Annotated in this window: 24 protein-coding genes; 5 read left to right on the top strand and 19 right to left on the bottom strand. The window is 54.0% G+C overall.

The genetic code is table 11. The annotated features are described in order from the left end of the window. The 17 genes from HYQ67_RS17185 to HYQ67_RS17105 all read right to left on the bottom strand — a co-directional run bounded on the left by HYQ67_RS17185 (window position 1) and on the right by HYQ67_RS17105 (window position 15,008). Window positions 1-891 carry a phosphotriesterase-related protein gene (locus HYQ67_RS17185; RefSeq protein ID WP_202305482.1) on the bottom strand — a complete coding sequence of 297 codons (891 nt, stop codon included), beginning with the start codon at window positions 889-891 and terminating at the stop codon, window positions 1-3. After that, window positions 869-2,107, bottom strand: coding sequence for a phosphopentomutase (locus HYQ67_RS17180; RefSeq protein ID WP_202305481.1), 1,239 nt, complete (start codon window positions 2,105-2,107; stop codon window positions 869-871). The genes HYQ67_RS17185 and HYQ67_RS17180 overlap by 23 nt, the downstream gene beginning before the upstream one ends. Next, window positions 2,100-3,275: a YhfX family PLP-dependent enzyme gene (locus HYQ67_RS17175; RefSeq protein WP_202305480.1), complete on the bottom strand. Its 1,176-nt coding sequence runs from the start codon at window positions 3,273-3,275 to the stop codon at window positions 2,100-2,102. The genes HYQ67_RS17180 and HYQ67_RS17175 overlap by 8 nt, the downstream gene beginning before the upstream one ends. Window positions 3,276-3,368: 93 nt before the next feature. Beyond that, on the bottom strand, window positions 3,369-3,725 hold the full coding sequence (locus tag HYQ67_RS17170; protein ID WP_202305479.1) for a PRD domain-containing protein: 357 nt from the start codon (window positions 3,723-3,725) through the stop codon (window positions 3,369-3,371). Between the two features lie 24 nt (window positions 3,726-3,749). Next, entirely contained in the window at window positions 3,750-4,655 is a 906-nt protein-coding gene (gene yhfZ / locus HYQ67_RS17165; protein WP_202305478.1) for a GntR family transcriptional regulator YhfZ, read from the bottom strand. A gap of 229 nt (window positions 4,656-4,884) precedes the next feature. Continuing rightward, window positions 4,885-5,889: a tryptophan--tRNA ligase gene (gene trpS / locus HYQ67_RS17160; RefSeq protein WP_202305477.1), complete on the bottom strand. Its 1,005-nt coding sequence runs from the start codon at window positions 5,887-5,889 to the stop codon at window positions 4,885-4,887. Next, window positions 5,882-6,595 carry a phosphoglycolate phosphatase gene (locus HYQ67_RS17155; RefSeq protein ID WP_202305476.1) on the bottom strand — a complete coding sequence of 238 codons (714 nt, stop codon included), beginning with the start codon at window positions 6,593-6,595 and terminating at the stop codon, window positions 5,882-5,884. Before HYQ67_RS17155 ends, trpS begins: the two co-directional genes overlap by 8 nt. Beyond that, a complete protein-coding gene (gene rpe / locus HYQ67_RS17150) occupies window positions 6,588-7,265 on the bottom strand; it encodes a ribulose-phosphate 3-epimerase (protein ID WP_202305475.1) in 678 nt (225 codons plus the stop codon). The genes HYQ67_RS17155 and rpe overlap by 8 nt, the downstream gene beginning before the upstream one ends. Before the next feature lie 44 nt (window positions 7,266-7,309). Next, entirely contained in the window at window positions 7,310-8,128 is an 819-nt protein-coding gene (gene dam / locus HYQ67_RS17145) for an adenine-specific DNA-methyltransferase (protein ID WP_202305474.1), read from the bottom strand. A 66-nt stretch (window positions 8,129-8,194) separates the two neighbouring features. Then, window positions 8,195-9,502, bottom strand: a complete 1,308-nt coding sequence (damX, locus tag HYQ67_RS17140) for a cell division protein DamX (RefSeq protein WP_202305473.1) — start codon at window positions 9,500-9,502, stop codon at window positions 8,195-8,197. 96 nt (window positions 9,503-9,598) lie between these two features. Beyond that, the gene (gene aroB, locus HYQ67_RS17135) at window positions 9,599-10,687 is read right to left on the bottom strand and encodes a 3-dehydroquinate synthase (RefSeq protein ID WP_202305471.1); all 1,089 of its coding nucleotides are present in this window, start codon (window positions 10,685-10,687) and stop codon (window positions 9,599-9,601) included. Window positions 10,688-10,745: 58 nt separating this feature from the next. After that, a complete protein-coding gene (aroK, locus tag HYQ67_RS17130) occupies window positions 10,746-11,267 on the bottom strand; it encodes a shikimate kinase AroK (RefSeq protein WP_064542836.1) in 522 nt (173 codons plus the stop codon). A gap of 319 nt (window positions 11,268-11,586) precedes the next feature. After that, window positions 11,587-12,837, bottom strand: a complete 1,251-nt coding sequence (gene pilQ / locus HYQ67_RS17125) for a type IV pilus secretin PilQ (RefSeq protein WP_202305469.1) — start codon at window positions 12,835-12,837, stop codon at window positions 11,587-11,589. Continuing rightward, entirely contained in the window at window positions 12,785-13,159 is a 375-nt protein-coding gene (locus HYQ67_RS17120; protein ID WP_202305467.1) for a HofP DNA utilization family protein, read from the bottom strand. Before HYQ67_RS17120 ends, pilQ begins: the two co-directional genes overlap by 53 nt. Further along, entirely contained in the window at window positions 13,149-13,622 is a 474-nt protein-coding gene (locus HYQ67_RS17115) for a HofO family protein (protein WP_202305465.1), read from the bottom strand. Before HYQ67_RS17115 ends, HYQ67_RS17120 begins: the two co-directional genes overlap by 11 nt. Continuing rightward, window positions 13,612-14,148 (bottom strand): PilN domain-containing protein, encoded by a 537-nt coding sequence (locus HYQ67_RS17110; RefSeq protein ID WP_202305463.1) that lies wholly within the window; start codon window positions 14,146-14,148, stop codon window positions 13,612-13,614. Before HYQ67_RS17110 ends, HYQ67_RS17115 begins: the two co-directional genes overlap by 11 nt. Continuing rightward, on the bottom strand, window positions 14,145-15,008 hold the full coding sequence (locus tag HYQ67_RS17105; protein ID WP_202305461.1) for a type IV pilus biogenesis protein PilM: 864 nt from the start codon (window positions 15,006-15,008) through the stop codon (window positions 14,145-14,147). Before HYQ67_RS17105 ends, HYQ67_RS17110 begins: the two co-directional genes overlap by 4 nt. A gap of 80 nt (window positions 15,009-15,088) precedes the next feature. On the opposite strand from HYQ67_RS17105, the gene mrcA reads away from it, so the two are divergent. Continuing rightward, window positions 15,089-17,641: a peptidoglycan glycosyltransferase/peptidoglycan DD-transpeptidase MrcA gene (mrcA, locus tag HYQ67_RS17100; protein ID WP_202305459.1), complete on the top strand. Its 2,553-nt coding sequence runs from the start codon at window positions 15,089-15,091 to the stop codon at window positions 17,639-17,641. Window positions 17,642-17,749: 108 nt separating this feature from the next. Here the strand turns inward: mrcA and HYQ67_RS17095 are convergent, their stop codons facing one another. Then, entirely contained in the window at window positions 17,750-18,025 is a 276-nt protein-coding gene (locus tag HYQ67_RS17095; RefSeq protein WP_202305457.1) for a PAAR domain-containing protein, read from the bottom strand. Window positions 18,026-18,202: 177 nt separating this feature from the next. Here HYQ67_RS17095 and HYQ67_RS17090 point away from each other — a divergent pair, with 177 nt between their 5' ends. Genes HYQ67_RS17090 through HYQ67_RS17075 form a run of 4 tightly spaced genes read left to right on the top strand, consistent with a single transcriptional unit; the run spans window position 18,203 to window position 24,469 of the window. Next, on the top strand, window positions 18,203-20,767 hold the full coding sequence (locus tag HYQ67_RS17090) for a type VI secretion system Vgr family protein (protein WP_202305455.1): 2,565 nt from the start codon (window positions 18,203-18,205) through the stop codon (window positions 20,765-20,767). After that, window positions 20,764-23,043: a T6SS effector phospholipase Tle3 domain-containing protein gene (locus HYQ67_RS17085; protein WP_202305454.1), complete on the top strand. Its 2,280-nt coding sequence runs from the start codon at window positions 20,764-20,766 to the stop codon at window positions 23,041-23,043. Before HYQ67_RS17090 ends, HYQ67_RS17085 begins: the two co-directional genes overlap by 4 nt. Next, complete coding sequence (locus tag HYQ67_RS17080; RefSeq protein ID WP_431355450.1) at window positions 23,043-23,756, top strand: T6SS immunity protein Tli3 family protein; 714 nt, start codon at window positions 23,043-23,045, stop codon at window positions 23,754-23,756. The genes HYQ67_RS17085 and HYQ67_RS17080 overlap by 1 nt, the downstream gene beginning before the upstream one ends. Then, on the top strand, window positions 23,753-24,469 hold the full coding sequence (locus HYQ67_RS17075; RefSeq protein WP_237391297.1) for a T6SS immunity protein Tli3 family protein: 717 nt from the start codon (window positions 23,753-23,755) through the stop codon (window positions 24,467-24,469). The genes HYQ67_RS17080 and HYQ67_RS17075 overlap by 4 nt, the downstream gene beginning before the upstream one ends. A 57-nt stretch (window positions 24,470-24,526) precedes the next feature. On the opposite strand, the gene nudE is transcribed toward HYQ67_RS17075, so the two are convergent. Continuing rightward, the gene (nudE, locus tag HYQ67_RS17070; protein ID WP_202305452.1) at window positions 24,527-25,087 is read right to left on the bottom strand and encodes an ADP compounds hydrolase NudE; all 561 of its coding nucleotides are present in this window, start codon (window positions 25,085-25,087) and stop codon (window positions 24,527-24,529) included. Between the last annotated feature and the right edge of the window lie 109 nt (window positions 25,088-25,196).

The raw sequence follows: 25,196 nt of genomic DNA, 5'->3' as shown, positions 1-25,196 counted from the left end.
TTATTTAAAGAAGACAGAGGGGTTGTCACGTAACATCAAATCAACGTCGGCCTGGGTGAAGCCAGCCTCCAGCAGCAGAGGCACGAACGTTGTCAGCAAATAGTCGAAGCCCAGGCCACCGTTAGCCTTCAGGTGGGAGCGACGGGTAATATCCATGGAGAGCATGACGTGGCCGAGCAGCCCGCGGCTGGCGATCTCCTGCAGCATCGCCACGCGCTTCTCGTCCGGGTAATAATTGTTTTTGCCGACGGTGTCGAACTGCACGAAAGCGCCCTGGTCGATCATCCGCAAAATATTGTCGAGGTTGTCTTTCAGGTCGCAGTGACCGACGACCACGCGGGAGAGATCCACGCCGTGCTCTTTAAGCAGCGCCAGCTGTTCCAGCCCCATGGTGCTGAATGAGGTGTGCGTCGAAATTGGCCGCCCGGTTTCACGGTGGGCGATGGCCGCAGCGGCGAAGACTTTCGCCTCATCCGGCGTGATGACGTCCACGCTCGAGCCAATTTCGGCAATGATGCCCGCCTTCAGCCCCGTATCGTCGATGCCGATTTCGATTTCATCGATCATCTCCTGGGCCAGCTTCTCCACGCTGGTGCTGGCGACGTGCGCCGGGAAAAAATCGTGCTGGTAGTAGCCGGTGCAGGCCACCACGTTCATGCCCGTGTCCCGCATAATATCGATCATAAACTGCGGATTGCGGCCCATGTAGCGGTTGGTCATCTCGATGATGTTGCGCACGCCCTGGCCGTAGAGCGTCTTCATCTCCTCGCAAATCAGGTCGTACTGGTCCAGGCGGCAGTCAATATTGTTTTTGAATGACGACAGGTCGATGTGCAGGTGCTCGTGGGCATAGGTGTAGCCCGACGCATCAATGCGCGATGGTGCAGCCATGAGTGCCTCCGGAGATCTGGGAAAGGAAAGAGGTGCCGTTTTGCGGCGTCTTAGCGCTGAAGTAGTCGCAGACAGTCGCACCTACGTCAGAAAGGGTGGTTCTCACGCCGAGACAAGCAGGCTGAATACCTGGCTGCCAGACCAGCAGAGGAACGTTTTCACGGGTGTGCCTGCTGTGGCCGATGGTCGGGTCGTTGCCGTGGTCCGCCATCACCACCAGGAAATCTTCAGGCTGCATGGCCCGCATCAGCCTTTCCAGGTTGCGATCGACCAGCTGCAGACGTTCGGCGTAGCGCGCCACGTCTTCCGCGTGCCCGGCAAGATCGGTTTCCTGGATGTTGGTACAGATAAAGGCATCCCCCGGCTGGTTCAGCTCGTCGAGGGTGATATCCATAATGCGCTGGCTATCCACCAGATTCTGGTAGCTCACGCCATGCGGGTTAATGGCAATGTCAGCCACTTTCCCTACCAGCACGGTTTTGATGTCCGCGTCATGCAGCTGCTGTGGCACCTGGACGCTGGCATCTACGCCATAACCCATGTGCACCACCTGGAAGCCGTTTTTGTAAACTCCCGAGCGCGGCGCGTTGATGCCGATATAAATTCCCTGCTTTTCTTCGGCGGCATCCGGGATCTGCTGGCTGCTCTCGAGGATGCCCCCAAAAGCAATGACGCGCCCAACCTTCACGCAGCGACGAACCACTTCACCAATTTTTCGTACATCTTCGAAAGAGATAGCGGCAAGATTGGCGGAAATATTAAATACCTGGCCTAAATCAGCTTCAAGGTTATCGCCGATGGCCACGGCTTCGTTTACCCACAGGTACTGCAAACCTTCACCGACACGCGCCACCCGCCAGCCTTCGGCAAGCAGGGCCTGTTCAACCTCATCGATCACGGCGGAGAACGGCATGCGCAGCGGAGCCTGCGGTAATGTGCCGAGGATTTCCTGATGGCCCATAAAAGTATCGCCGCCCTCGTGCTGCAGCATCGCGGTGCCGTATACCGCGCTTTCAGAAGATTTCATCGCCCCGGCCTCAAAACCCAGAGCATTTATCAGCCCCAGCTTTTCCAGCACCGGCAGACGCAGCCGGGGGAAGTGCTGAAGAATATGCCCGCAGGTGTTGGCCCCGATATCCTGAGGCCGCACCTGCGGCACGTCGTCCATCGCGCCGACGCCAAAACTGTCTATCACCACCACCACAAATTTACCCACGCGGACCTCCTGAAATGGGGTTACCGAGGCTGTCATACAGCGCTTCAAGCACCGGCCTGCCCGCCTGAACGCCGCTGACCAGCGCAACGTCGCTGCGGGTGACGAAAATTTGGGTGCGAAAACACATCACTACCGGGCTGCCGACCGGGAACTCACCCGCCAGCGGCAGGTGATAATCAATGCTGCTGTCGTCCATCGGCAGCAGATTTGCCGCCACGGCGGCGCTTCCGCGCACCGGGTAAACCAGCGCGTTCTGCGCGTGGCCGCGACGGTAGTAGCCGCCGCCAAAGCAGTAGCTGTTGCCCTGAAACTGGTGGGAGATCTCGGTGAGATACAGCATGGCGATGCGCTCCGGCTGGTTGCCGCGCTGATTGGAAGGTATCGTGCCGGTCAGCGCGTGGCCGGGTTCCGCATGAGTAACGCCATGCTGAGCCAGCAGCGGAAGCGAGCTGCAGCTGGTTGCCGACGGAGCGTTGATCTGTTTTATTTCCACGCCCGCTTCCTGCAGGCGGTCACGGGCCTTAAGCAGCGTTTGCAGATTCGGCGTGGGCAGCGTCTGCTGCTGCTCTTCGTCCCACAGCAGGCAAGGAAAATGGGTCAGTCCCGTAAGCTTAACGCCCGGCAAAGTGCGAATTACCGCGACAACTTCGTCCAGCACCGCAAGCGGGAAGCCCGCTTCCTGGCCGGGGTATAGCCTGTCCTGCTCGTCGAAGATTTTCAGCATGATGGGCTGCACGTGGCCGTGAAGCTGAGCGGCGGCAGATAGCTCCCGCGCTTTTTCCAGCGAGAAGACGGTGACCATCTCAGTCGATGCAGCAACGGTCGCTGCAATTTGCCCGTGTGGCACCTGCACCAGATGCCCGACGTGGGAAACCTGCACGTCAGCATTACGCAGCGTGCGGGCCTCTTTAAAATCAACAGCCACGGTGCCGTGAAAGCCCAGCTCCGTGAGCCGTTTCGCCAGCCAGGGATTGCGCCCGAGCTGCTTCGTCATCAGATAGAGCGTAATACCGTGCCGCTCCGCCGCCGCCAGCAGGCGTCGGCCGTTTTCCATAACCTCGTCGACATCGATAACCCAGGTGTCCGGCAGTATGGCGCCCTGCTGCCATAGCTCCCGCGCGGCCTGTATCAGTGCCGGATTTTGTGCCTTGAGTGCCTCAATAAACATACCCTTGCCTCTCGACTCCGTGCGGATGATATATTCTTAAATCATCATTTTTTTGAATATTTAATGTGAAGGTAGCTGCTCGTCGATAACGCTTTAGCTTCTGCTGCCCATCCACAGGCTGAACAGGTTTGCCATCAGATAGCCCTCTTCGTTAGGGTGTAGCGTCACATTAAAGGGCGCCAGCATTGACTGATGCACGGTAAGCAGATGAACCCACTCCTCTGAATTAACGATTTCACTCAGCAGCTCGTCGTCCAGCGGGCCAATCTCTTCCCCACGGCGGCTGCGCATCAGGGCGTTAGCCATATGGGTCAGGGCCATTTCGCCCTGCTCATTGCGCACCGGGATCCCCCAGACGGTCTCCAGCTGGGTCACCACCTGCATCATGCCCTCACAGATATCCTTATCAATAATCCCTGCGTCACACAGCAGGTTAAGACGATTTTCCATACTGCTTTGCCTCTTGATAAACGCTCAGTAACTCGGCTCCTGGCTTCCGGACAGCACGCGCTGTTGATGGGCCAGCAGCTCATTTTTATTCACGACCGTGCGCAGCAGCTGCTGAATCGGCACATCGTCCGCGCGCGTCAGCACTACGGCTTCCGACGCGTGCACAAAGCGCGGATCGCCGGACAACGGTTCCGCCACGAGACCATATTTTTCAAGATCCGCCTCGTTGGTGACGTTCCAGATCACCGCATCGATCTCACCTTTTGCGATGCGCTGGAGACACTCGTGGTAAGGCACATCAAGCCTTTCGACCGTTTTGCCGGAAAAATGAATGTCCGTCATGATGCGCTGATCGGCGGAACGCGGATCCTGGCCCACCCGCCTAATCTTTTGCCCCTCGCCCGCCCGGCAAATCAGCTTGTGCTCGCCAACGTAGGTATGCGGACCAAGCTCCAGCGCCATGCACAAATCCCCGCTATCCAGGTAGCTTTGCGCAGCAAGGCGGGAAACCACCGCCAGGTCGTAAACGCCGTTGATCAGGCACTCGACGCGCACGTCAGACCCGCGCATGTGGGCGTAGTAAAACGGGATGCCGTCAAACTGCGCTTTCAGCCCGCTGGCTAAACCTTCGTATAAACGCGTATAGGGCAGCGGCATGGCACACACAACATTGCCAATATCGGCGAAGGCCAATAAGGCTTTGTTATCCATGCTGACCAGATAGCTGCCGTTACGCCCGCGTCGCTCAACCAATACTGCACCTGCTTTCTCAAGAGTTTTTAATGCCGCCTGAATCAGTCCCACGGAAAAGCGGCATTCCGTCGCCAGTTCATCAATGGTTTTCAGTCGATTACCGGACTTTTCGCCCAGCAGATAGCGCGCCAGGCTGGCCTGCGCGACGCCCTCTTTCTTGATAAAGCTACGGCTCATATTTAATCTTCATTTTATTGAATGGTTATATCTTCATTAAAATGAATATAAATGGCAAACGGGAAAGATGCAAAAGGAGAATGGGGTCACAAAAGAAGGGAGATTAGAGGAAATCTGTGGTTCAGATAACCCTCACCCCGGCCCTCTCCCTGGAAGGGAGAGGGAGAATACCAACTCGGTCTGGTCCCCTCGCCCCTTTGGAGAGAGGGTTGGGGTGAGGGGAAAAGATTTACGGCTGAGGCACGAATCCGATAACTTCGTAGACCTTTTTCAGCGTCGCGCCGGCGTGGCTGCGGGCTTTGGCAGCACCGTCTTTCATCACCTGCTGCAGGAACGCTTCGTCGTTGCGGAAGCGGTTATAGCGCTCCTGCAGTTCGATAAGCATGCCGGAGACGGCTTCTGCGACTTCGCCCTTCAGGTGGCCATACATTTTGCCTTCAAAATGCTGTTCCAGCTCCTGAATGGATTTGCCCGTCACGCCGGACATGATATCCAGCAGGTTGGACACCCCGGCTTTGTTCGCCACGTCATAACGTACGACCGGCGGCTCTTCGGAGTCAGTGACCGCGCGCTTAAGCTTTTTAACCACGGACTTCGGATCTTCCAGCAGGCCGATCACGTTGTTACGGTTTTCGTCTGACTTGGACATTTTACGGGTCGGCTCAAGCAGAGACATGACGCGCGCGCCGGACTTAGGAATAAACGGCTCCGGCACTTTGAACACTTCGCCGTACAGGGCGTTGAAGCGGGCGGCGATATCGCGGCTCAGCTCCAGGTGCTGCTTCTGATCTTCGCCCACCGGCACCAGGTTGGTCTGGTAAAGCAGGATATCGGCGGCCATCAGCACCGGATAGTCGAACAGGCCGGCGTTGATGTTTTCAGCGTAGCGCGATGACTTGTCTTTAAACTGGGTCATGCGGCTCAGCTCGCCGAAGTAGGTATAGCAGTTCAGCACCCAGCTCAGCTGCGCGTGTTCCGGCACGTGGGACTGCACGAAGATGGTGCTTTTTTCCGGGTCGATGCCGCAGGCCAGATACAGCGCCAGCGTATCAAGCGTCGCCTTACGCAGCTTAGTAGCATCCTGGCGTACGGTAATCGCGTGCTGGTCAACGATGCAGTAAACGCAGTGGTAATCGTCCTGCATCTGAACCCACTGACGCAGCGCACCCATGTAGTTACCGATGGTTAATTCGCCTGAGGGCTGCGCGCCGCTAAATACGATGGGTTTACTCATGATCTGCTTCCTGATTATCTTTGCAAGAGAGCCCGAACGCGGGCAATAGGTCACTGAACTTATCCAGTACGTAATCTGGTTTGCTCAGCTCTATGGACTCGCCATAGTTGTAGCCGTAGGTCATCCCCACGCTCGGGCAGCCTGCGGCCTGAGCGGCGAGGATATCATTGCGGGAATCCCCGACAAACAGCATTTCAGCCGCGCTGATATTCAGCGTTTCCATTACCTTCAACAGCGGTTCCGGGTGCGGCTTTTTGTTCTGCACGTCGTCGCCGCCGATGATGACGGTGAAGTGTTTCGCGATGCCGAGGCTTTCAAGCAGCGGCAGCACGAACGGCGTAGGCTTGTTGGTCACCAGCCCCATCGGCACGCCTTTTGCGGCAAGTGCTGCCAGCGTATCGGCAACGCCCGGGAACAGGAAACTGCCTTCGTCGACGGTTTGCGCATAGTAGCTGTCGAAAAGCTTACGGGCCATCAGGCACTGGTCGAACGACGGTTCCTGGCCTTTCAGCGCCCAGGTCAGCGCGCGCTGCACCAGCACGTCCGCGCCGTTACCAATCCACTTCTCGACGTTCTCTTCCCCTGCCGTTGGCAGTTCGAGAGCATAGAGCGCCTGGTCCATCGCCTGGGTCAGGCCCAGCGCGGTATCCACAAGGGTGCCGTCTAAATCAAAGGCGACACCGCGAATTGTTTCTAACTTATCCATGACTTACCTTTGCCAGCTCGTCGCGCATGCGATCGATGACTTCTTTATAATTCGGTTGGCTGAAAATCGCCGAACCCGCGACAAACATGTCTGCACCGGCTGCGGCAATCTCGGCAATATTGTCGACTTTTACGCCACCGTCGACTTCCAGGCGAATATCGTAGCCGGAGGCGTCGATACGTTCACGGACCTGGCGCAATTTTTCCAGCGTATGAGGAATAAAAGATTGCCCGCCGAAGCCCGGGTTGACCGACATCAGCAGGATGACGTCCAGCTTATCCATCACGTGATCCAGCCAGCTCAGGGAGGTTGCCGGGTTAAACACCAGGCCGGCCTTACAGCCGTGCTCTTTAATCAGCTGAAGCGAACGGTCAACGTGCTCGGAGGCTTCCGGGTGGAAGGTAATAATACTCGCGCCCGCACTGGCAAAATCGGGAATGATGCGGTCGACGGGCTTGACCATCAGATGAACGTCAATGGGTGCGGTAATACCGTAATCACGCAGGGATTTGAGCACCATCGGCCCGATGGTCAGATTAGGGACGTAATGGTTATCCATAACATCGAAATGGACGACATCACTACCTGCAGCCAGCACGTTGGCCGTGTCTTCGCCCAGACGGGCAAAGTCGGCAGAGAGGATTGAGGGGGCAATCAAATACTGTTTCATCCGCTTCTCCAGTAGTATTTCATTTTTGAGGCGAACGAAACGGCTCAGACTACCCCATAGAGCGCCAGCAGTTCGTTCACCTTGTTACGCGTTCCACCATTGCTGCTGATGCTGCGTCTGACCTGTAGCGTCAGCAGCTGCGTCGCCTCTTGATACCAGACGCGAGTCAGTTCCGTCGCATGGTTCGATATCAGCACCGGTATATTGCTTTGTTGCAGGCGCACAGCCAGCTCGGCCAGATGCACCTGCTGCGCCATGTTAAAACTGTCCGTATGGTAGGCCGTAAAGTTTGCCGTAGCCGATAACGGCGCATACGGTGGATCGCAATACACCACGGATCCCTGCGCAACATCCGTCATGCTCACGTCGTACGACTGGCAGACAAAGATGGCACGCTGCGCCCGCTCGGCAAAGTTATACAGCTCCTCTTCCGGGAAGTAGGGCTTGCGATAACGACCAAACGGCACGTTGAATTCACCACGCAGGTTATAACGGCACAGTCCGTTGTAACAGTGACGGTTCAGGTATAAAAACAGCACCGCCCGACGAAACGGATCTTGACACTGATTAAACTCCAGGCGAAAGCGATAGAATACTTCGCTGTCGTTACACTCAGGCGTGAACAGGCTGCGGGCTTCCCGAACATACTCGTCCGTTCGCACTTTGACAATGTTGTAGAGGTTAATCAGATCGCTGTTGATATCCGCAAGGATATAGCGGGAATAGTCAGTGTTCAGAAAGACCGAGCCTGCTCCTACGAACGGCTCAATCAGACAATCACCTTCTGGCAGATACTTCTTTATGTCGTCAAGCAGGGGGTATTTACCCCCCGCCCATTTCAGAAAAGCGCGATTTTTTTTCATGCTGCCTAACTATTTACACCTTCTCCAGCTGTGGAAAAGTTCCGACAGCGATGCGCTTCTTCTTCATTACTTCAGATCTGACTGCACCTGATGTATTGGTTTTGCCCACGGGTTTTTCGCCTGCACGTCAGCAGGCAGCGTTGAAACTGCACGTTTCGCTTCTTCTTTGTTGGCATAAATCCCGCTGACCAGTACATACCACGGCTGCCCGTTACGCACGGTCTGGTAAACCATGTAGTGCTGCAGATTCTCTTTCTTCGCCCACGCATTCAGGTTATTCGAGTTAGAAGAAGAGCTGAGCTGTAACGTGTAGTGGCTGCCCGGAGCGCCTTTAATCGCAGTGGCATCACCAGTGACAGCAGTCCCGCCAGCAACTGGTGCGGCGGCGCTGGCTGCGGCCGTCGTCGTTGGCGCGACAACTTTCGCCGTAGACGTTGATGTGGTAGCAGGTGCTTTCGCTGCAGGCGCTTTCACCGGCTCCTGCTTAGCAGGCGCTGGCTCGCTAGTTTTAGCCGTTGCCACCGGCTTAGGCTGAGCTTTCACCGTCGCCTGTGGCTTGCTTGCCGCAGGCTGAGTTTTATGTGGCTCAATCACCGTTTTCTTGCGCTCAGGACGCGGAGCGGTATGGTGCGCTGGCTGGTTATTCGACGTCGCCTGGGTTGGCTCTTTCGAAGTGTTATTCCCTGCCATGCGCGCAACGGTTGCAGGCTGGGTTGGCAACGTAGAGCCGCTGGCGGCGTTATCAATCTGACCCTGTTGTTGAGTCAACGCGTTGTTCAGATCGCCCTGAACCTCCACACGCTGCTGGCCTGCTGGCGTTGGCTGAGTTTGCGCTTCAGTTGGGGTTGAAGAGATAGGCGGCAGGCTGACATCCTGTGGATTACCCGCGTTGCCCTGCAGAGGCTGACCGTTGTTCGCCTGAGCGGCGCCGTTAGCCTGGTTGCCGGCATTTCCCGTCGCGCTGGAAAGATCGATATTTCGCTCAGCGTTTGGATTTTTATTCGCAGTATCTGGTTCAGAAGAAGGCGATTTAAGCGCTGAACCAATACCGATAATCAGCAGCAGCAGAACCAGAATACCAATCCCCATCATCAGGTGCTGACGAGACACGGGAACTTTCTGTTTAGGGGCTTTTTTACGACCACGTGCCGGACGGCGTTCTGCAGCTTCTACTTTCAGCTCATCTTCGGCTTCGTACTCTTCTTCGTCACGAGGACGGCGTGAACGCGACGGGCGCGGTTCATCGGTATCAAGGTCGACATCATCGACATTGAGCTGAGGTTCGTTATCGAACTCTTCAGATTTGCGCGAACGGTCGCGACGTCGATCGCTGGGATCGGGTTTCAGCTCGTCTTCCGGTTTGAATTCATCCATTTAACACCCCACTCAAAGGCTGATGGCAGCATTAGCTGATCCATTTCACCTGAAGTTAAAAGTCGCCGGGTTGCAGCGACCAATTATTTCTAATAGTTACGCCTGCTGACAATCAGCAATGGCGGACAAAACGACATGGTGTGGCACTCCGCCACGAACTTCACTCTTTCCAATAGCAAGCGGCAGCACAAGGCGCAGCTCACCTGCCAGTACTTTTTTATCGCGCATCATGTGGGGCATGTATGCGTCTGCTGGCATTTCTTGCGGCCCGGTAACAGGCAGCCCTGCACGTTGTAACAACGCAATTATCCGTTGCACATCGGCTTCGCTCAATTGCCCCAGACGAAGCGCTGTGCGAGCAGCCATAACCATACCGGCAGCAACCGCTTCACCGTGTAACCAGTTGCCGTAACCCATTTCGGCTTCAATGGCGTGACCAAAGGTATGGCCCAGATTCAGTAAAGCACGTAAGCCGCTTTCGCGCTCGTCTGCTGCGACAACTTCGGCTTTCAGCTCACAACAACGACGAATGCAGTAAGCCATTGCTTTACCATCAAGGGCTAACAGCGCATCAAGATTATCTTCCAGCCAGTTAAAGAAGGCCGCATCGAGGATAATGCCGTATTTGATCACTTCAGCCAGGCCCGACGCCAGTTCCCGCTTCGGTAACGTGCTCAGACAGTCGAGATCTATCACCACCGAAGCCGGCTGATAGAACGCGCCAATCATATTTTTACCAAGGGGATGGTTAACGGCCGTTTTGCCGCCAACAGAGGAATCCACCTGCGAAAGCAGCGTGGTCGGAACCTGGATAAAACGGACGCCCCGCTGATAGCTCGCTGCGGCAAAACCGGTCAGATCACCAACGACGCCGCCACCGAGGGCAATAAGCGTTGTGTCGCGACCGTGTGGTTTTTCCAGCAGTGCCGTAAAGACGGTATCGAGTACAGCCAGACTTTTGAATTGTTCGCCATCCGGAAGGATGACGGAATCGACTTTAACGCCCGCTTGCTCAAGCACGCCCCGCACCTTATCCAGATAGAGTGGTGCAAGGGTTTCATTGGTTACCAACATCGTCTGATCGCCCGCTTGTAGCGGACCAAAAGACGCCGAGTTATTAAATAACCCGGCCGCGATGGTAATAGGGTAACTACGTTCCCCGAGAGTAACTGCTAACCTCTCCATAACGCGAAGTCCACCTTTAGAAGCTTTGCCCGCAGGCGTTTTTTCGATTAAGCCAGAATCAATTGCTTTCCAACATATGAATAATCTGGTTAGCAACCACTTTGGCACTTTGGTCGTCAGTGCGAATCGTCACATCAGCAATCTCTTCATAGAGAGGATTGCGTTCCTGCGCCAGAGCTTCAAGAACCTCACGCGGTGGCGTCTCAACCTGCAGCAACGGACGCTTTTTATCGCGCTGTGTGCGAGCAAGCTGCTTCTCGATTGTGGTTTCAAGATAGACCACAACGCCACGGGCGGAGAGACGGTTACGGGTTTCACGAGACTTCACAGAGCCGCCACCAGTCGCCAGCACAATGCCCTGTTTTTCAGTGAGTTCGTTAATGATTTTCTCTTCGCGATCGCGGAAGCCATCTTCGCCTTCAACGTCGAATACCCAGCCCACATCAGCTCCGGTACGTTTCTCAATCTCTTGATCAGAATCGAAAAATTCCATATTGAGTTGCTGAGCTAACTGACGCCCAATAGTGCTTTTGCCGGCACCCATAGGCCCAACCAGAAAGATATTGCGTTTCTCTGCCATTTTTTCGGTACTACTAAGACAATTCGTTGATGATAAACCCACCCGGTAACATACTGCTGCGGCGGGACATGAACTGAAACCTCATAAGCGATAGTGCGAGAGTCAGACTAAAAATTATCTCAACACTCAAGGTAGTTTGGCAACCGATTAAATCACTCAACGTCTTAAGGGAGCGATAAAAGCATAAATCAGGTTTATCGGTTACAGGATTTCATTACCCTGCCTCTCGAAACGGTACACCTTGTAAGCTAATTCCTCTCTGGCGTCAAACACCTGAGCAGGGATTGGGAGAAAAACCCTTCTATTGCACAGAAAATGGCTACGGAACGGAGATTAGCCTCGGTGTAATAAAAACCACCAGCTCACGGCGTTGATGATCTTTCGCATCATGCCGAAACAACCCACCGATAAGGGGTATGCTGCCCAGCACGGGGATCCGATCCTGGCTGTCTTTATTGTGCTGCTGGAAAATGCCGCCCAGGGCCAGCGTTTCGCCCTCTTTGACTGACACCACCGTTTCGATTTCCTGTTTATCGATTGCCAACGCTTCGCCATCTGCTTGCTGAATGCTTCTGCCGGGCATGTTTTGACTGATACGTAGCTTCAGACGAATATTGCCCTGCGGTTGAATAGTAGGCGTAACTTCCATTCCTAGCACAGCTTCTTTGAATTCAATCGCCGTCGCCCCACTTTCACCGCTGGAAACCTGGTAGGGAATTTCCGTGCCCTGCTTGATGCTGGCTGGCTGTTGATGCGCCGCCATTAGCCTGGGGCTGGCGATAATCTCCAGCTGCTGCTGTTGCTCCAGCGCGGAAAGTTCCATTTCCAGCAACCGACCGTCGATACGCGCAATATTAAAACCGGCTCTTGCCGTTGCGGCGCCCACAGAGACATCAGCCCCCAGGGTTGTTGGCTTGTATAAGCCCGGCTCCTTTTTAGCCTCCGCCAGGCTCCATTTAACACCCAGTTCATGGAGTTTGTTCTGATTAATCGTCACGATATGCGCGGCTATCTCTACCTGCCCCATCGGCAAATCCATCTCTTTTACCCATCCTGAAATCTCTTTCAGTACGGCTTTGCTGTCATGGACGATCAGGCGATTCGTTCGGGTATCGACAGATACGCTACCGCGAGGGCTAAGAAGTTTATCTCCCATTCCTTTGAGCGAGGCTGCCAGTTCAGCAGCATCTGCATACACTGGCGAAAAGACTTGATGAGCAAGGGGTTGTTTAAGCAAACGCTGTTTGTGCTGCTCCTCCTGTAACGACCGCATCTGCTGCTGGCGCTCCCTTGACCAAATTTGCACAACGTTGCCTTCTCGCTGCTGGCTCAGCCCTGCGGATTTCAGCACCAGCGCAAACGCCTGCTGAACAGGAACATTCATCAGATGCAAAGAAACGACGCCTTCCACGCCCGGCGCAATCAGCAGATTAATGTTTTGATTCTCGGCCAGTGCCTGTAGAACCTGTGCGACGGGGGCCTTATCCAGCACCAGCGAAACGCCTTTATCCGCAAGGCTACTCAGCGGCCACGCCGCCAACAGAATGAACATTCGCATCCATGCCATCATTTGCTCCTTTGATATTCCATTTATAAACTGGCGATGCACACTCTGCGGGCAGAGTGACCGATAATTGCTGCGCAGTGATGCCGTTGACCGGTACGTCTGCTTCGATATTCATGTGGGTAGTGACGCGTCGCCAGCGCTTTTGAGGGTCCTGCATGATGGCAATAGCTCCGGTGCTGGCGCTAACCACGCCCCGAAGCCCCCACTGTTCAAGTCTGGCCGTTAACGCCTCGCACGGCGTAACCAGCGGTTGAAAAGGATTTCGCGGTAAGGCAACGGCCGCCGGGATCCCCATGAGCAAAATAAAAAAGAGATTATGAGCCATGGTTAACGTCCAGATTCAATGTCAGGTTTAACCGGTCGCCTTCCGGCTCGATGGAAAATGCTCGCAGCGTGACACCAACATAGCCGGACAGAATCACAAATATCGCCGGCAGCTTTTCCCAGGCAATCCGCACTTCCAGCGTTGCGGGCTGGTTTTCCGGCGACCACCTCTGCAAGTCCGCACCGCTTCTGGAAAGCAGGTCCGTTAGTGAAAAAGGGCGAACAACAGTACTGTTGCCGGCCTGCCTTATGCGGTTCGTCGACAGCGTTAGCGTCATGATCTTTTGACGTAGCTGTGTCACTTTGCCGCGGGCCTGATGATGCGCCTGCACTGTTGCAGGCAGGCGTGCCTGCCGCGGCTGGATGACAACATATTCCATCGCCGCAAAGAGCAGAGCACTGGCACCCAGCAGGCTCAGGGCCTTTACCCAACCAGGCGCGGTTATCCAGCGTTCAGCTATCATCCCTCACCTCCGTCAGGTTTAGACTTACCATGAACCTGAGCTTTCCGCCTGATTCGTGGCTTACCTCCCCCATTTTCACGTCTGCTACCCTGTTCAGATTCTGAAAATGCGCTTCAGCTAAATGAAGGTCTTCGGCCTTTGAGGCATTCCCTGCGACCCTCATTTTTCCATTGCTCATAGACAAATGGGTTAGCCACACGCTGGCAGGCAGCCCAGAGGCCAGTTCAGTAAAAAACGGCTGCCAGGCTTTTACGCTACTACGTCGGATATTTAGCTTTTGCTGTGCCTGTTGTACGCGCTCCAGCTCCAGTAGCGCCTGTTGCTTTCGCTGATAAGCATCTTGAATGTGCGCCAGATATTCTCCCCGCAGATGCTGTTGCTCAAGCTGCAGGAGCAGTGAACCTGTTCGGGTAAGGCCCGAAAGAGAGAGACAAAGAAGGCAGCCCAATGCCAGCAGTCCCCAGAAGCGTAGGCACTTCTGCCGTGACTGCCGCCGCCACGGCAACAGATTAATAACCGCCATCATCGGCTTATCCGACCAATCGCTAAAGCGATTGCGACCGTAAAGCTTCCGCCGTGTCGCGGTACTGGTGGTTGTAGTCGCGTTAACGCACGCCAGGCATCGAGAGGCTTTGCTTCCAGGGGCAGGGGCTCCGGTAGGGCACTGCTCAGCGCAATCTCCCCGGGGGTGGCGCTAAGATGCAGACAGAGATCGGCAAACGTTTCTGCCTGGCCAGCATCCACCCATCCCCACGTTGGCGGCTGCGCCGTTGTGGCCCAGAGCCAGTGGTCGGCTTCCCGATGCACCAAAAAACGTGGAGTATCAGGAAGGCAGAGCTGGCTCAGCAAGGGCAGCGCACTGGCTCCCGGCGTCAGCGTTGCAGGAAACAGCCGCAGTTTTCTGAAACAGTGGATAAGCCCCTCCACATCGCTGCGTCGGGCTGCCGTAACCAGAAACGCATTTGAATCCTGCGGCGGTAATGCGTAATCCCAACTAAGTTGAGCTGGCAGCATCTGAAGCTGTCTTGCTGCGGATCCCACGAGATAAGCTTCGCGATCTGGCTCTCGCAGGCGGTTATCCGGTGCGGGGACCGGCCGTTGAAGCGTGCGCCAGGAGGGAAAAGCTACGCGTAGCTGATGACGTAGCGGCAGCTCCCGTCGCCATGGCGCCAACACTTCGATAAGACTTTCTGATGAATATCCCGCGCCATCGCGAAAGGTATTTTCGGGCACGGGCAACTGCCACCAGCGCCGCAACTGCCAGCCTTGACGCTGCCGCTGGACGGCCACGGCGCGCAGTGTTTCCCGTTGAATTTCCAGGCCTATTTGCCAGGTACTGATAACCATAATGACGATCTCCGTATCGTTTGCTTGCGAATTTGGCATATCAAAGCTACTGGCTTGCCTTTATACTACCGCGCGTTTGTTTATAAACTGCCCAGTGGAAATGTAATGGGAAATTTAAGGTGAAGTTCGTAAAGTATTTATTAATCCTTGCAGTCTGTTGCATTCTGCTGGGAGCCGGCTCGATTTATGGTTTGTATAAATTTATTGAGCCGCAGCTACCTGACGTCGCCACGCTTAAAGACGTGCGTCTCCAGATTCCAATGCAGGTGTATAGCGCTGACGGGGAATTAATTGCCCAATACGGTGAGAAGCGTCGTATCCCGCTGACCCTCAATCAGGTCCCCCCTGTCATGGTGAAGGCTTTTATTGCCACCGAAGACAGCCGCTTCTATGAACACCACGGTGTTGACCCGGTTGGGATCTTCCGTGCGGCAAGTATTGCGCTGTTCTCAGGCCACGCCTCCCAGGGTGCGAGTACCATTACTCAGCAGCTGGCGCGTAACTTCTTCCTGAGCCCTGAGCGCACGCTGACACGTAAGATTAAAGAGGTCTTCCTCGCGATTCGTATTGAGCAAATGCTGAGCAAAGACGAAATTCTCGAGCTGTATCTGAATAAAATCTACCTTGGCTATCGCGCATACGGCGTGGGCGCCGCAGCACAGGTTTATTTCGGAAAACCTGTCGATCAGCTGACACTCAGTGAAATAGCGGTTATTGCCGGTTTGCCAAAGGCACCGTCTACCTTTAACCCACTGTATTCCCTGGAAAGAGCGACTTCTCGTCGCAACGTTGTGCTCTCTCGTATGCTTAGCGAAGGCTATATTACCCAGCCCCAGTATGATGAAGCTCGCGCGCAGCCCATTGTTGCCAACTATCACGCTCCGCAAATCGCGTTCTCTGCACCTTACCTGTCCGAGCTGGTGCGTCAGGACCTGGTTGCCCGCTACGGCGATAAAGCTTATGAAGATGGCTACAAGGTTTACACCACCATTACCCGCAGGATCCAGCAGGGTGCGCAGCAGGCCGTACGTAACAACGTGATGAACTACGACATGCGCCACGGCTACCGCGGCCCGTCTAACGTGCTGTGGAAAGTCGGCGAAGGGACGTGGGATAACCAAAAAATTATCGACTCCCTGAAAGGTCTGCCGGTTTATGGCCCGCTGTTCCCGGCAGTGGTCACTCAGGCAGCGCCTGCTGAAGCCACCGCTTTGATGGCCGATGGCACCAGCGTCGCATTGAACATGGACGGTATGCGCTGGGCACGTCCGTACCGCTCGGATACTTCGCAAGGCCCAACGCCGCGCAAAGTGACTGACGTCGTGCAGGCCGGCCAGCAAATCTGGGTTCGCAAAGTGGGTGAGTCATGGTGGCTGGGCCAGGTGCCGGATGTGAACTCCGCGCTGGTGTCGCTCAATCCTCGCGACGGGGCCGTGATGGCGCTGGTCGGTGGCTTCGACTTTAACCAGAGTAAATTTAACCGCGCGACCCAGGCGCTGCGTCAGGTCGGTTCGAACATCAAACCGTTCCTCTACACGGCGGCAATGGATAAAGGTCTGACGCTGGCAAGTATCCTGAACGATGTGCCAATCTCCCGCTGGGATGCTGGCGCTGGCTCCGACTGGCGTCCGAAAAACTCCCCACCGCAATATGCCGGGCCAATTCGTCTTCGTCAGGGCCTGGGGCAGTCGAAAAACGTGGTAATGGTGCGTGCAATGCGTGCAATGGGCGTCGACTACGCCGCTGAGTATTTGCAGCGCTTCGGGTTCCCGGCGCAGAACATTGTGCATACGGAATCGCTGGCCCTGGGATCCGCGTCGTTCACCCCAATGCAGGTGGCTCGGGGTTACTCGGTTATGGCAAACGGCGGCTTCCTGGTTGACCCCTACTTCATCTCGAAGATCGTTAACGACAACGGCGATACCGTGTTCGAAGCCAAACCGAAAATTGCCTGCCCGGACTGCGATCTGCCGGTGATTTACGGTAATACGCCTAAAGCGGAAGTGCTGGAAGATAAAGACGTTGAGGATGTGGCAACTTCCCAGGAAGAGCAAAATGCTGCGGTACCAATGCCGAAGCTGGAGCAGGCCAATAACGAGCTGGTTGCCCAGACAACGGCACCAGACTACGCCCCGCACGTGATCAACACGCCGCTGTCCTTCCTTATCAAAAGTGCGCTGAATACCAATATCTACGGCGAACCGGGCTGGCAGGGTACAGGCTGGCGTGCAGCTCGCGACCTGAAACGCCGCGATATCGGTGGCAAAACCGGGACGACCAACAGCTCGAAAGATGCCTGGTTCTCCGGTTACGGTCCGGGTGTGGTGACCTCCGTCTGGATTGGTTTTGACGATCACCGCCGCGATCTGGGGCGTACCTCGGCAAGCGGTGCGATTAAAGATCAGATCTCCGGATATGAAGGCGGTGCGAAGAGTGCTCAACCCGCATGGGACGACTACATGAAGGTCGCACTGGATGGTGTACCGGAAGAGCAGCTCACGCCGCCGCCGGGTATCATCACCGTGAACATTGACCGCAACACAGGCCAGCTGGCCAGCGGCGGCAGTAGTCGGGAAGAGTATTTCATTGAAGGTACGCAGCCAACACGCCAGGCCGTACATGAGATGGGCACCACGATTATTGATAACGGCGAGACGCACGAGCTGTTCTGATACAAAAATCCCCTCGTTTGAGGGGATTTTTTTGTTCTCCCGATCCGTCCTGAATAGCGTTGTAACGTTCCTGACTTAAAGTTCAAACGTACCTAACGTGATTATCCTCTATCCTTTAGCCCCTGATTCTGCCACGCCAGTTTTAAAGCGGCTGATAACCAATGCCCCGCAGGTCGTTTTATCCCCATGCATGACACGTCGCTGACCGTTAACCATTACATGACTCGATCCGATTAAAGTTGCCTCTCTGCCGCATTGAGGGCAATTAAACTTATGGCCGGTGACAACCATCGGAGCACGGTCAACCGTGTGCGTGTATATACCCTGAACGATAGTGCCGCCGTGCGTGGTTGTGTCGCCCACCAGAATAAATCGTTGATTCATCCCAATCCGTCCTTGCGTGTATTGTCTGAAAATGCGCTCAAAAATTGCGCTGGAGCATATTTATACAATTAACCATTCAAAATAACTGGTCTTTAATTGTACAGTTTGTCACCTGTAGTGAACGTAATGCAAATTCTGATTGCTGCGAGATTAGTCATGTGACTATTAGGGACAATTATGAATGGACGCGAGACACGATTTTCGAATGAGCCTGTGATATTCAATCCTGAAGAAAGTCTGAATAAATACCTCCTGAATATCTATCACTCAGACCTGGTAGCCGATGTGGAATCATTCACCGGCGACGAGGCATTGAGTATGCCCTATCGTTACACCATTCGCTTTACCTCAACCACCGATGATGCTGACGCTTTCCATATCGTTCAGAAAGAGGCGACATTCACCCTTCGTGCCGCAAACCCGGCATGGTCAAAACGTTTTCCTGCTCGCGATAAATGGCTGGTTTTAAGAAAAATTCAAGGGGTCATCACATCACTAAGCAGGATCAGCAGCAGCGCTGATGAAACCTTGTATGAAGCGGTGCTGGAACATCCTATGGCACTGCTCAACACGCGTTATCGCAGTGCCATTTATCAGAATGTATCCGTGCCGGAACTGGTCAAGCAAATCCTCAAAGAACATCGCTTTGAGGGTTATGAAATCAATTTTGACGAACTTTCCTGGGCGTATCCACCACGGGAAATGATCGTCCAGTGGAAAGAAACTGACCTGGCTTTCATCCAGCGCTTACTCTCCGAGGTGGGGATCTGGTTCAGGTTCGAGCTACATCCTGACCATGACCACATCGTCGTTATCATCTTCGGGGATTCAGGCTCGAACTATATCCACCACTATAAAATTGCCGCTATAAATCCCGCAGGAACAGTCGGTAGCCTCTATAGCATGCGTAACCTGACGGCCAGGCACGCCATCGTGCCTGCATCAGTCAATGTCCGTAACTACAACTATCGGGAAAGCAGGAACTTAAGGACTCTGGAAGAACAGGTTGATTTATCACGCGTACCAGAGTTGGTCTGCGGTGGGGAATACCATTACGGGGATATACATCTGACTTGTGGCGATCGCTGGGCTATCAAGAGAGGACAAAGTGCAGAAACCAGCTGGCACTATGCCAGGATTCGTCATGAATACCTGCTGACAAATATGATTACACTGGAGGCAATTGCTGACGACCCCAATATTGTACCGGGCTATGACATCGATATCACCGGTGACATACCTGCTGCCTTCCATGAGGGTATGGTAATAACAAGCATGCATTTGTCGGGTTCCCGGCGCAGCAGCTTTCAGAGTGAAGTCAAAGGTGTGCCTTACAGTGAAATCTGGAGCTTCCGGCCAGAACGTCTGCCACGTCCAATAATCACCGGTACAATTCCTGCGCGAATATCAGGAATCAGCCTCAACGATCAGCTTACGCGCATAGATAATCATGGTCGTTACAGGGTGCATTTTAGCTTTGACCAGGCTGAATGGAAAAAGGGCATGGAGAGCATGCCAGTGCGGTTAGGACGGCAGTACGCCGGTGATACTTACGGCATGCACTTCCCCCTGCTCGACAATACAGAGGTTGGCATTGCGTTTGAAAATGGCGACCCCGAACGTCCGTTTATTGCACATGCCTTCCATGACCAGATTAATCCAGACCTGGTTACAGACCGTAACAGCACTCGCAATATCATCAGAACACCACGCAACAACAAGTTTCGGATGGAGGATAAGAAAGACCAGGAGCATATCAAAGTTGCGACGGAGTACGGCAAGTCACAACTGAATTTAGGCCACCTCGTCGATGCATCTGGAAAACAGCGTGGCGAAGGCGTTGAGCTACGCACGGACAAGCAGGCTTCGCTTCGTTCCGCTGAAGGTTTTCATATCACCACTGAAGCGAAACCAAAAGCCACCGGCAATCAGAACGACATGGCCGCGACCGTAGCGCAGCTTGAATCAGCGTTACAACTGGCTCGCTCGCTTCAGGCCAGTTCAGAAATAGCGGATACGCCAGCCGCAGATCTGTCGCCGGTAATGGAACTTCAGCAGCGGGTACGAAAACCAGAGGATGCCACCCTTTCCCTGCATGGTGAATCAGGCGTAGCCCTGACATCCCCTCAATCGGTTTTGCTGCATGCCGGGGAGAATATGACCACTACGGCCAAACAAGACATGAATACCAACGCCTTCCGTCGTATGACTCTGGCCGCAGGGGAAGTCTTCTCCGTCTTCGTCCGTAAAGCAGGAATGGTGTTCACCGCTGCAAAAGGCTCAATACGGTTAACAGCACAGAAAGGTGAAATTAACGCCGTCGCGAATCAGAACATTAATCTGACCAGTTCGCAGGGCAAAATTGTCCTGAATGCTAAAGATGAACTTTTGCTGATGTGCGCAGGCGCTGGCATCCGTCTCAAAAATGGTGAAATTGAGTTTATCGCCCCTCATTACATCAGGTTTAAAGCTCCTGCCGTCGATTACATGGCGAAGGCGAGCCTTGATCATCTGAAGCCAACCTTTGCTGAAGGGGAGTTGGCTCAGCAGTTCCGGCTGCATGCCCCTGACGACCCGGATCATATTCTGAAAGATCAACGTTTCAGGCTCCATAAAAAAGGCGAAGTCATTGAGGGGATCACCGATGATAACGGTGAATCGCCACTGCTGAACACATCTGAACTTGACACCTGGTCGCTCGAATTAGTCCATGATATTGAAACCACGGAGGGAACCGTATGAGTGAGTTATCTGATGCGCAGAATGCCAACCCATTTGATGAGGCTCCAGAACCACAAGATCCGCAAAGTTTCGGCGCACACAATAACCGTTTCCTGGCGCAGCAGTGTATCGGCGTTCCGGTAAATGCCGGTAAACCGATGTACACCACGAACTGCCCAGTTCACCGTCCAATGCCAGGAATTGTGATACTGATTCATGGCGTGAATGACGTGGGGGAAGCCTATCAGAACCAGGAACGCGGCATCATCGAAGGGCTGAAAAAGCGACTTGGCCGCGATGATTTATGGCCGCATGAGTGGGAAGAAAAAACCTACAAAATCCGTAATGCGGAAGGGGTAATGGAGGACTGTACCGATACACAGAAAAAGCAGATGGTCTGCACCTCTACCTCAGTGCGCTCACCGGTAATCCCCTTTTATTGGGGCTATCGCCCGGTTGATAAGGCTATGTGGGAAGATGACCAGCGACAGTACCGAGAAGCCATGCGCAACAGTGGCAATAGCTCAGAAACCCCCTTGCCCTATGATGCCTATCGCGAAAATGACCCGGCGATCCTAAAGCGATTCGGTGGTAAGTATGCGATGGACTGCTTTCATAATACTCTGGACTTAAGTGGGGTCTGGGGTGGTGGAACGTTCGCCAATGCCACTACCAGCATCCCTGATATGCTAGGGCCGGGAGCCGGGGGCGCAGCGCTTGGTGCGGTTGGCTTTATGAGCCGCAGTGAACTGGCAAACGGCGGTGACTTTACCCATCCGGTGTACAACAACCCGCACCGAATTTACCAGTTCTATGCGGCGCAGAGGCTGGCAAACCTGATATTAACCATTCGCCAAAATATGCCTACTGCAAAAGACACAATTAATGTCGTGGCTCATAGCCAGGGAACCATTATCACGATGCTGGCGAACATGCTGGTTAAGCAGGCGGGAGAGGCTCCGGCTGACTGCGTGATCCTCAATCATTGCCCTTATTCTCTTGAAAATCGCTGGCTGGAGAACGGCCAGCCAGGCCACCATCAGACAGATACTGCCCGGCAGCAAACTTTTGAGAACTTTTTCCGTCTGATGGCGACGAATGATAAGTTCGCAGCCAGCGGCGATGGCCTGATGAGTGCCGCCGACCAGAAAGTGCTTCTCGATACAATGACGCTCCCGCGCAAGGCGTTCAGCAGCAACTGGTATGACACTCCGTTAAATCAGCGCAATAACTTCGGCAAGGTCTATAACTATTTTTGCCCGAATGACGGCACGGTATCCCTGCTGCCTGTACAGGGCTTTGGCTGGCGAGGTGTTCCACAAAAGCTGGCCGACACAATCCCGAACCTACGGCAGCGCGTTTTTTTCCAGAACAGCAGTGTCGGCCATACGCCGGATGGAAAGCCGTTTCGTAAGCCTGCTGCGGGTAAAGGCGATTTCGCTTATTCAGCGCTGACAAACGCAAGCTGGGATTTTCCTGATGTGGTTCCGAACGGTGAAACCCTGCCAGAGCCTTTCATTTTCACGCTGATGGGGCAACCAGACCCACTCGATACCAGTGCTGATAAAGACAAAGCCTACAAAGCTCCTGTAGGGGGGAATGACGCTATGGTTTCGTATAACGCGAAAGCGGGGGCAGCCAGCAATGCCAGGCGCACAAAAGAGGAAGTGTTCAACTGCCCGCCGTTCGATCCCTTTAAACATCTACAGCCCGGCCACGTCCTGACCCAGAGGGAAATTGATGTACTCAGATACTGGCGGGAAATGGATATCGTCAGCGGTGAAATCACCGGCGTTAACGACGCTAACAAAAAGATCGTTGTTCGCCGTAATTTGACCGAAGCCGAACTGCATAAGCTATTCACTTCCTCCGACGATGTAATGTTCAGCCAACATTCATCAATTGTCATGTCGCCTAAAGTACCGGAGCTGGCAATGGCTTATGACCTGGCTATCGGCCCCTGCAAGTCGTTTGATTATGAGCATGGTGCGTTCTGGAAGCAATTATTGAACATCGCTGACTGGCGAACCCGCTGGTCTGAAGACAGTGATGCAGAAACATATTACCGGATAGGACAGCTCCCGGAACCGAAAACCAAAATATTCATGAATAAGCCCGATCAAATCCTACCAACAGGCGAATTTGGCGTGGTGAACCAGTTTATGAATGCAACCCGCGTAATCCCGGCTCGTTACCCGGAAGTCCATAATCGTGAAGTGGCAAATCTGCAATGGCCGATGCCCCCGGTTCAAGGATTTAATACTGTTCCATCTGAACCGAGAAGGAAAATCGGATGATAAAAAGAATCTTTAGTCTGGCCATGCTGATCGGCCAGATATTATTAGCGGGATGTACGGCCGCGCAGGAGTCGCCGACGCAGGTTATTTACCGCTTTGACGACCACCGTTATCTGGAGCTGAAGGGCTGGAACTGCCAGGGGGCGTTGTACTACGTTGACCCGGTCCGCGGGATCCGTTCTGAAGTCGCAAGCCAGTTTTATCGGGCATTTGCTGATAAATATATACATCCTTCGGAGCGCTATATTGCCGTTCCTTCATGGGATTCTTCCGCCTTCCTTGTTTCAAAAAATTACGGTGAAACGTGGCAAGTTGCGCCATTTAACACCGGTTTTCATACGGTCGAACCTGAGGGCACTTTCCGGCCTTCACGAGAAAATATGCTCTCGTTCACGGTCGTTAACGATCAGGGATTTTTGCTTACTCGCCAGGGGAATCTTTACATAAGTTCAAAACCCTTCGATGACCCACGAATTTTACCCGGCGGCTCCGGCGTTGATTATGTCGATGAAGACGGTGATAAGCATCATCTTCGACCGGGCTTTGCAGGTGCAGCCTGGGGGTTATCGTACATTCCACCGAAGTCTCTTAAGTACTTAACGGCTTCTCAGTTAGCTAACTGGCAGAACCTGCCGACCCGCGTACCAGAAGTCAGCAATTACAAGGGCTGGGATCATATGCGATGCAACCCGGATCGTGGGGTTAAGGAATGAACAATCTGACTCGGGTAATCCTGACGCTCTGCATGGGGATATTATTAGCGGGATGTACGGCCGCGCAGGAGTCGCCGACGCAGGTTATTTACCGGTTTGACGATCATCGTTACCTGGAATTGAAGGGATGGAACTGTGAGGGGGCATTATTCTACGTTGACCCGCAGCGCGGTATACGCTCAGAAGTTGCCAGTCAGTTTTACCGGGCCTTTGCTGACAAGTATGTGCATCCCTCCGAGCGTTATATTGCCATTCCTGGGTGGGAAACCGATGCCTTCCTTGTTTCAAAAGATTACGGTAAAACGTGGCAAGTTGCGCCATTTAGCACCGGATTTCATACCGTCGAACCGGACGGCTCAAGCAGTCCATCCAGAGAAAATATGCTCTCGTTCACGGTCGTTAACGATCAGGGGTTTTTGCTTACTCGCCAGGAGAATCTTTACATGAGTTCAAAACCCTTCGATGACCCGCGCATATTACCGGGGGGGAAAGGGGTTGACTATATTGATGAGGACGGAGATAAGCACCATATGCGGCCAGGCTTTGCAGGACCAGGATGGGGTTTATCGTATATTCCACCGAAAACAATCGACCAGTTAACTTACCAGTACCTTACTAACTGGCAGAACCTGCCGACCAGCGTACCAGAAGTCAGCAATTACAAGGGCTGGGATCACATGCAGTGCAACCCGGATCGGGGGCTTAAAGAGTGAGCACGGTGAATTAAATCATCTCAAGTGAGAATACTTTCAAACGAGGTGTTTTAAACGCTACAGGCGGCCCTGCTCTTTCAGCCATTCGCGCAGCAGGAACAGCGCGCTGACGTTTCGCGCCTCGCTGAAGTCTTCTTCATCCAGCAGGTCGAGCAGTTTTGCCAGCGGCCAACGCACCTGCGGCAGCTCTTCCGGCTCATCCCCTTCCAGTGATTCTGGGTAGAGATCTTCGGCGACCACGATATTCATCCTGCTGGAGAAATAAGAAGGCGCCATGGTGAGCTTTTTCAGGAAGGTCAGCTCGTTGGCCCCAAAGCCAACCTCTTCTTTCAGCTCGCGGTTTGCGGCTTCAAACACGGTTTCACCCGGGTCAATAAGCCCTTTCGAGAAACCAAGTTCATAGGATTCAGTGCCCACCGCATATTCCCGGATCAAAATGACATGATCGTCGACGATTGGCAGTATCATCACCGCCTCGCGGGAAGAAGGCCGCATGCGCTCGTAAACCCGGCGGACACCGTTGCTGAACTCCAGGTCCACAGTCTCGACATTAAACAGACGTGAACGCGCCACGGTTTCTACATGTAAAATAGTCGGTTTTTGTAAGGGTTTGCTCATCGTGGCTGGTTTAAAGAGTGGGACAGGTGTGTCATTGTGCGGTATGCCGCACGCTTCGTGCAACGCACATTGGTTATTATTTACATTTTTGTAACTTAATCAGCGTAGT

This window comes from Dryocola clanedunensis subsp. sulfonylureivorans, assembly GCF_016756775.1.
GTDB classification, from domain to species: Bacteria; Pseudomonadota; Gammaproteobacteria; order Enterobacterales; family Enterobacteriaceae; genus Dryocola; species Dryocola clanedunensis.
This window is presented reverse-complemented; position numbering and strand designations above follow the sequence as displayed.

Bases quoted from the DNA above. Each gene is read 5' to 3' on its own strand.
- pilQ (WP_202305469.1), bottom strand. From the start codon at position 12,837: ATGATGGCATGGATGCGAATGTTCATTCTGTTGGCGGCGTGGCCGCTG.
- HYQ67_RS17115 (WP_202305465.1), bottom strand. From the start codon at position 13,622: ATGATAGCTGAACGCTGGATAACCGCGCCTGGTTGGGTAAAGGCCCTG.
- HYQ67_RS17105 (WP_202305461.1), bottom strand. From the start codon at position 15,008: ATGCCAAATTCGCAAGCAAACGATACGGAGATCGTCATTATGGTTATC.
- rpe (WP_202305475.1), bottom strand. From the start codon at position 7,265: ATGAAACAGTATTTGATTGCCCCCTCAATCCTCTCTGCCGACTTTGCC.
- HYQ67_RS17175 (WP_202305480.1), bottom strand. From the start codon at position 3,275: ATGTTTATTGAGGCACTCAAGGCACAAAATCCGGCACTGATACAGGCC.
- HYQ67_RS17120 (WP_202305467.1), bottom strand. From the start codon at position 13,159: ATGGCTCATAATCTCTTTTTTATTTTGCTCATGGGGATCCCGGCGGCC.
- HYQ67_RS17170 (WP_202305479.1), bottom strand. From the start codon at position 3,725: ATGGAAAATCGTCTTAACCTGCTGTGTGACGCAGGGATTATTGATAAG.
- HYQ67_RS17155 (WP_202305476.1), bottom strand. From the start codon at position 6,595: ATGGATAAGTTAGAAACAATTCGCGGTGTCGCCTTTGATTTAGACGGC.
- HYQ67_RS17095 (WP_202305457.1), bottom strand. From the start codon at position 18,025: ATGAATCAACGATTTATTCTGGTGGGCGACACAACCACGCACGGCGGC.
- trpS (WP_202305477.1), bottom strand. From the start codon at position 5,889: ATGAGTAAACCCATCGTATTTAGCGGCGCGCAGCCCTCAGGCGAATTA.
- nudE (WP_202305452.1), bottom strand. From the start codon at position 25,087: ATGAGCAAACCCTTACAAAAACCGACTATTTTACATGTAGAAACCGTG.
- damX (WP_202305473.1), bottom strand. From the start codon at position 9,502: ATGGATGAATTCAAACCGGAAGACGAGCTGAAACCCGATCCCAGCGAT.
- aroB (WP_202305471.1), bottom strand. From the start codon at position 10,687: ATGGAGAGGTTAGCAGTTACTCTCGGGGAACGTAGTTACCCTATTACC.
- HYQ67_RS17110 (WP_202305463.1), bottom strand. From the start codon at position 14,148: ATGATGGCGGTTATTAATCTGTTGCCGTGGCGGCGGCAGTCACGGCAG.
- HYQ67_RS17090 (WP_202305455.1), top strand. From the start codon at position 18,203: ATGAATGGACGCGAGACACGATTTTCGAATGAGCCTGTGATATTCAAT.
- HYQ67_RS17185 (WP_202305482.1), bottom strand. From the start codon at position 891: ATGGCTGCACCATCGCGCATTGATGCGTCGGGCTACACCTATGCCCAC.
- dam (WP_202305474.1), bottom strand. From the start codon at position 8,128: ATGAAAAAAAATCGCGCTTTTCTGAAATGGGCGGGGGGTAAATACCCC.
- HYQ67_RS17085 (WP_202305454.1), top strand. From the start codon at position 20,764: ATGAGTGAGTTATCTGATGCGCAGAATGCCAACCCATTTGATGAGGCT.
- yhfZ (WP_202305478.1), bottom strand. From the start codon at position 4,655: ATGAGCCGTAGCTTTATCAAGAAAGAGGGCGTCGCGCAGGCCAGCCTG.
- aroK (WP_064542836.1), bottom strand. From the start codon at position 11,267: ATGGCAGAGAAACGCAATATCTTTCTGGTTGGGCCTATGGGTGCCGGC.
- HYQ67_RS17075 (WP_237391297.1), top strand. From the start codon at position 23,753: ATGAACAATCTGACTCGGGTAATCCTGACGCTCTGCATGGGGATATTA.